Below are 1395 nucleotides of genomic sequence, written 5' to 3'. Positions count from 1 at the left end.
TCGGTTATAATTCAAGAGCCTAACCAAGAATTAGCCGACACAGCCGCCATGACAAAATGTACCACGCCCACCGCCACCTTTCCACGCTGCAAAGGCCGTCAGATCACCGCCAGCTTCGATGGCGGCGAGGTCACCTCTGACGGTGGCATCCTGCTGCTGCGGCAGCTCGACCGCGAGATGGGCCTGACCCGCGCTATCGCTCGCCGGCTGAGTGATGACCGCGATCCTCAACGCTGCCTGCATCGCACCGAAACCCTGGTTCGGCAGCGCGTGTTTGGCCTGGCGCTGGGCTACGAGGATCTCAACGACCACCAGGCGCTGCGTCACGACATCGCCCTGCAGACCGCCGTCGATACCGACGGCGTGCTGGCCAGCCAGTCCACGCTGTGTCGCTTCGAGCAGCAAGCCGATCGGGACTGGGCGGTCACCATCCACGAGGAAATGATCGAGCAGTTCATCCGCTCGTTCCGGCGGCCACCCAAGAAGCCGCTCTACCTCGACTTCGATGCCACCGACGACCGGGTGCACGGCCAGCAGCTCGGGCGGCACTTCAACGGCTACTACAACCACTACATCTTTCTGCCGCTGTTCGTGTTCTGTGGCGATCAGCTGCTGGTCAGCTACCTTCGCCCGGCCTACCGAGATGCCGCCCACCACGCCGGCGCCATTCTTGCCCTGCTGGTTCGGCGGCTGCGCCAGGCGTGGCCTGAGGTAAAGGTCGTATTCCGCGGCGACAGCGGCTTCTGCCGCCCGCTGATCCTCAGTTGGTGCGAGCGCCACGGTGTCGACTACATCGTCGGCCTCGCCGGCAACCCGCGGCTGGCCAAGCTAGCCCTGGATATCGACTACGAGTCAGCTATCCGCTTCGAGAAGACCCGTGAGAAGCAGCGAGTCTTCGGCTTCATCGAGTACGCCGCCAAGAGCTGGAAGAAGCGCCGACGAAAGGTGGTCGTCAAATCCGAGACCAGTTGGCGTGGCTTCAACACCCGCTACGTGGTGACCAACCTGCGCGGCTGCAGCGCAGAGTGGCTCTACGACCACCGCTACTGCGCCCGAGGCGAGATGGAGAACCGCATCAAGGAGCAGCAGCTCCTGTTCTCAGACCGCACCAGCTGCCACCAATGGTGGCCCAATCAGTACCGACTGCTGCTCTCGGGGCTGGCCTACCTGCTCCTGGAGCGGCTGCGTCGGATTTACCTTAAGCGCACCGCCTTCGCCCAAGCCCAGGTCAATACCATCCGCCTGAAGCTGCTGAAGATCGGCGCCGTCATCACTCGCAACACACGGACCATTCGGCTGATGTTGAACAGCCAGTATCCGGAGCAGGACCTCTTCCTGATGTTGACCAGCAAGCTGGTGCCGGGATAGCGTCGCGGCGTGCTGTCCCCGGCACAG

1 protein-coding gene is annotated in these 1395 nt (G+C 63.2%); it reads left to right on the top strand.

Annotated features, from left to right (window positions below; all coding sequences use genetic code 11):
- Window positions 1–48: 48 nt before the first annotated feature.
- Entirely contained in the window at window positions 49–1368 is a 1320-nt protein-coding gene (locus DER72_RS15965) for an IS1380 family transposase (protein WP_110070906.1), read from the top strand.
- Window positions 1369–1395 lie beyond the last annotated feature (27 nt).

It is taken from the genome of Halomonas sp. A11-A (genome assembly GCF_003182195.1).
Taxonomy (GTDB): domain Bacteria; phylum Pseudomonadota; class Gammaproteobacteria; order Pseudomonadales; family Halomonadaceae; genus Halomonas; species Halomonas alkalicola.
The sequence above is the reverse complement of the archived record's forward strand: the minus strand, read 5'-3'. Positions and strand labels throughout refer to the sequence as shown.